The sequence below is a fragment of the Ruegeria sp. CDSC025 genome (assembly GCF_059610805.1).
Genome location: NZ_JBXWOJ010000031.1, coordinates 1 through 4,448 on the forward strand (window position 1 = coordinate 1; position 4,448 = coordinate 4,448).

Below are 4,448 nucleotides of genomic sequence, written 5' to 3' on the forward strand. Positions count from 1 at the left end.
ATGACGGATATTAGGCGCACGCCTTTGCATGGTTTGCATGTTGAGTTGGGTGGGAAGTTGGTTGATTTTGCGGGCTGGGAGATGCCTGTTCAGTATCCCTTGGGGATTATGGGTGAGCATGCGCAGTGTCGTGAGAAGGCGGCGGTGTTTGATGTGTCTCATATGGGTCAGGTGATCCTGCGGGGTGAGGATGTTGGTGCCAAGCTTGAGGCTCTGTGCCCGCAGGCCTATGCGACATTGAAGCCTGGCAAGGCGCGGTATGGATTTTTCACCAATTCGGATGGCGGGATCATGGATGATCTGATCGTGTCGAATGCGGGGGATCACTTCTTTGTGGTGGTGAACGCGGCGCTGCGTCATCAGGATATTCCGCATATGCGCGACAATCTGGACGGGGTTGAGGTGATCGAGATCTTTGACCGCGCGCTTGTTGCGGTGCAGGGACCGAAGGCCGAGGATGTGGTGGGTGCGCTTTGCCCTGCGGCGCGGGATCTGAAGTTCATGGAAACCGTTGTTGCCGACATCCTGGGGGCCGAATGCCGGATCTCGCGTCTGGGCTATACCGGCGAGGACGGGTACGAGATCTCGATCCCCGAGGACCGTGCGATAGAAATCACCAAGGCCTTCCTGGCGCATGAGGATTGCGAGGCGGCGGGCCTGGGCGCGCGCGACAGCCTGCGGCTGGAGGCGGGGCTGTGCCTGTATGGCAATGACATCGACCAGGGCACCTCGCCGATCGAGGCCAGCCTGGGTTGGGCGATCCAGAAACGCCGCAAGGAAGAGGGCGGGTTCCCGGGGGCCGACCGCATTCAAAAAGAACTGGCCGAGGGTCCCGCGCGCAAGCTGGTGGGCATCAAGCCGGAAGGCCGGGCACCGGCGCGTCAGGGCGTGGACATTCAGTGCGCGCAGGGCAATACAATCGGTCAGATCACCTCGGGCGGGTTTGGCCCGACGGTCGGTGGACCTGTGGCGATGGGCTATGTGGCGGCGGATCATGCCGAACCGGGTACGGCGGTGAACCTGATCATCCGGGGCAAGCCGCAACCGGCACAGATTGTGGCCACCCCCTTTGTCACCCAGAATTACAAGCGTTGAAGTCAGGAGAGAGACAACATGGCAACCTATTATTCCGAAGAGCACGAATGGCTGACCGTCGAGGGTGATACCGCGACGCTGGGCATCACCAAACACGCGGCTGAACAGCTGGGCGACGTGGTGTTCGTGGAACAGCAGGAAGCAGGCGACGAGTTCGAGAAGGGTGGCGAGATTGGCGTGATCGAATCCGTCAAGGCGGCGTCCGAGCTTTATGCGCCGGTTGATGGCGAGATCGTCGAGGTCAATGAGGCGCTGGCCGACAATCCGGGCGCGCTGAACGACGACCCCGAGGGCGAGGCCTGGATCTACAAGATCAAGATCACGGATGCGTCGCAGCTGGAAGATCTGATGGACGAAGCCGGCTACAAGGCCTTCATCGGGTAACTTCAATTCCGGGGCCCTGAAACCGGGCCCCGGGCTTCATCTTTTTCCAAATACTCCCGCCGGAGGCATCTGCCAGAGCGGCTGGGCGAGACATTCCTTGAGGAGCGCTACACATGGCCTTCAAACTCACCGATTACGAAGCCTATGACTTTGCCAACCGTCGCCATATCGGGCCCAGCCCGACCGAGATGCGCGACATGCTCAAGGTGATCGGCTTCACGACGCTGGATCAGCTGATTGACGCCACCGTCCCCCCTGCGATCCGGCAGAAGGAAGCGCTGGACTGGGGTCCGGCGATGACCGAGCGCGATGCGCTGTTCCACATGAAAGAGGTGGCGAGCAAGAACAAGGTTCTGACCTCGCTGATTGGTCAGGGCTATTACGGCACCACCACGCCTGCGCCGATCCTGCGCAATATCCTGGAAAACCCGGCCTGGTACACGGCGTACACGCCTTATCAGCCCGAGATCAGCCAGGGCCGGCTTGAGGCGCTGCTGAACTTCCAGACCATGGTCAGCGATCTGACCGGGCTGGACGTGGCCAACGCATCCCTGCTGGACGAAGCAACCGCTGCTGCCGAGGCGATGGCGATGGCCAAGCGCGGTGGCCGGTCCAAGGCCAATAACGCGGCTTTCTTCGTCGATAAAAACTGCCACCCGCAGACCATTGCGGTGATCAAAACCCGCGCCGAGCCTCTGGGCATCGACGTACAGGTGGCTGATCCGGATACGATGGACGCGGGCGCGGTGTTTGGCGCGATCTTCCAGTATCCCGGCACGCATGGACATGTGCGCGACTTCACCGCCGAGATCGCGGCGCTGCATGAACATAAAGCCATTGCCATCGTTGCCGCCGACATCCTGTCGCTGGCACTGCTGAAATCCCCCGGCGAGATGGGCGCGGATATCGCCATCGGTTCGACCCAGCGCTTTGGCGTGCCGATGGGTTATGGCGGCCCGCACGCGGCCTATATGGCGACCACCGACAAGCTGAAGCGGTCGATGCCCGGCCGGATCATCGGCGTCAGCATCGACAGCCGGGGCAACAAGGCCTATCGCCTGGCGCTGCAGACCCGCGAACAGCATATCCGCCGCGAGAAGGCCAACTCGAATGTCTGCACCGCGCAGGCGCTGCTGGCCGTCATTGCGTCGATGTATGCGGTTTATCACGGCCCTGATGGCATCAAGGCCATCGCGCAATCGGTGCACCGCAAGACCTCGCGCCTGGCCGCCGGTCTGGAAGAGGCGGGCTTTGCCGTGGAACCGGAAGTGTTCTTTGACACCATCACGGTCGAGGTCGGCCATCTGCAGAATGTCGTGATGGAGGCCGCCGTGGCCCGCGGCGTCAACCTGCGCAAGGTCGGCGACAGCAAGGTCGGCATCAGCCTGGACGAACAGACCCGGCCCGAGACCATCGAGGCCGTCTGGGGTGCCTTCGGCATCGATCGGGCGGATGACAGCTCGAACAAGCTCTACCGCCTGCCGGAACATGCGCTGCGTGAAAGCGAATATCTGACCCACGAGATCTTCCACAAGAACCGGGCCGAGGCCGAGATCACGCGCTATATGCGCCGTCTGGCCGACCGCGACCTGGCGTTGGACCGGGCGATGATCCCGCTGGGGTCGTGCACGATGAAGCTGAACGCCACGATCGAGATGATCCCGGTCACCTGGCCCGAGTTCGGCAATCTGCACCCGTTCTGCCCCGAAGATCAGGCACAGGGCTATCACGAGATGATTGCCGATCTGAACGACAAGCTGTGCCAGATCACCGGCTATGACGCGATCTCGCAGCAGCCCAACTCGGGCGCGCAGGGCGAGTACGCAGGCCTGCTGACCATCCGCAACTATCACGCCGCGCGGGGTGAGGCGCATCGCAATGTCTGCCTGATCCCCACTTCGGCCCATGGCACCAACCCGGCCTCGGCCCAGATGGTGGGCTATCAGGTGGTGCCGGTGCAAGCGGATGAGAAGGGCAACATTGATGTCGCCGATTTCCGCGCCAAGGCGGAAAAGCATTCCGACCATCTGGCCGCCTGCATGATCACCTATCCGTCGACCCATGGCGTGTTCGAGACCACCGTCCAGGAGGTCTGCCAGATCACCCATGATCACGGCGGTCAGGTCTATATCGACGGCGCCAACATGAACGCCATGGTCGGCCTGTCGCGCCCCGGTGATATCGGCGGCGATGTCAGCCACCTGAACCTGCACAAGACCTTCTGCATCCCGCATGGCGGTGGCGGCCCCGGCATGGGTCCGATCGGCGTCAAAGCGCATCTGGAGGAACACCTGCCCGGCCACCCGGAATACGGCACCGCCGTCGGTCCGGTCTCGGCGGCACCGTTTGGGTCTCCGTCGATCCTGCCGGTCAGTTGGGCCTATGTGCTGCTGATGGGCGGTGCGGGTCTGACCCAGGCCACGAAAGTGGCGATCCTGAACGCCAACTATATCGCGGCCCGGCTGCAGGACGCCTATCCAATCCTGTACACCTCGGAAACAGGCCGGGTGGCGCATGAATGTATCCTTGACACCCGTCCTTTGGATGAGGCGGCCCATGTCAGCGTCGACGATGTGGCCAAACGACTGGTCGATTCAGGCTTCCACGCGCCGACCATGTCCTGGCCGGTGGCCGGAACCCTGATGGTCGAACCCACCGAGTCGGAACCCAAGGACGAGCTGGATCGCTTCTGCGACGCCATGCTGTCCATCCGGGCCGAGGCGCAGGACATCATCGACGGCAAGATCGATGCGGAGAACAACCCGTTGAAAAACGCCCCCCATACGGTGCGCGATCTGGTCGGCGACTGGGACCGCCCATACACCCGCGAACAGGCCTGCTTCCCCCCGGGCTCCATGGGCGTCGACAAATACTGGTCCCCCGTCAACCGCGTCGACAACGCATACGGAGACCGAAACCTCATCTGCACATGCCCACCAATGGACGCTTACGAAGAAGCCGCAGAGTAA

General features: G+C 62.3%; 3 protein-coding genes. All 3 read left to right on the forward strand.

Going from position 1 to position 4,448, the window contains the following annotated elements; translation table 11 throughout:
• On the forward strand, positions 1–1,095 hold a 1,095-nt coding region (gene gcvT, locus AC2FH8_RS20530), incomplete at its 5' end, for a glycine cleavage system aminomethyltransferase GcvT (RefSeq protein ID WP_496690629.1).
• An 18-nt stretch (positions 1,096–1,113) separates the two neighbouring features.
• Complete coding sequence (gene gcvH / locus AC2FH8_RS20535; RefSeq protein WP_142640419.1) at positions 1,114–1,479, forward strand: glycine cleavage system protein GcvH; 366 nt, start codon at positions 1,114–1,116, stop codon at positions 1,477–1,479.
• Between the two features lie 113 nt (positions 1,480–1,592).
• Entirely contained in the window at positions 1,593–4,448 is a 2,856-nt protein-coding gene (gene gcvP / locus AC2FH8_RS20540; RefSeq protein WP_496690630.1) for an aminomethyl-transferring glycine dehydrogenase, read from the forward strand.

Coding starts and splice junctions, on each gene's coding strand:
- gcvP (WP_496690630.1), top strand. CDS start 1,593: ATGGCCTTCAAACTCACCGATTACGAAGCCTATGACTTTGCCAACCGT.
- gcvH (WP_142640419.1), top strand. CDS start 1,114: ATGGCAACCTATTATTCCGAAGAGCACGAATGGCTGACCGTCGAGGGT.